1 pseudogene is annotated in these 509 nt (G+C 73.9%); it reads right to left on the bottom strand.

From position 1 onward, the window contains the following. Positions 1 to 509, bottom strand: a pseudogene (locus tag AC4FQ5_RS20210) (hypothetical protein); the annotation flags it as partial.

Below are 509 nucleotides of genomic sequence, written 5' to 3'. Positions count from 1 at the left end.
CTCGTCCCCGCGCCGCGACGACCTGCTCGGCGACGGGTCCGACGGCCGGATCGATCACCGTGCCGCCGAGGGATGCGCACAGGGCCCGCCGATCGGCGTCGGGTTCGCTCACGACCACGTTCCCGCCGGCGCGCATCGCCGCGAGAGCGACGGACTGACCGATGGGTCCGCCGCCGAGCACGAGAACGATGTCCCCGTCCGCGACCGCTACCCGATCGACCGCGTGAACGGCGACGGCGAGCGGCTCGACGAGCGCGCCCCACTCCGGAGGTACGGAGTCGGGCAGTATGACGACGTTCGTCGCCGGTACGACGAGGCGCTCGGCGAACGCGGCGGGGCGCGACGGGTCGACACCGATCACACGCCGGTCGGGTGCGTGCTGCTCCCGTCCGGCGCAGTCGGAGAGGCTCGACGACGGCACGACGAGAGGGTTGAAGGTCGCGATCGCGCCGAGCGGAAACGCGTCGGCGTCGGCGTCGGCGCCACGCGCCACGATCCGGCCGACCGAC

The organism is Chryseobacterium sp. DT-167, assembly GCF_058310155.1.
The sequence above is the reverse complement of the archived record's forward strand: the minus strand, read 5'-3'. Positions and strand labels throughout refer to the sequence as shown.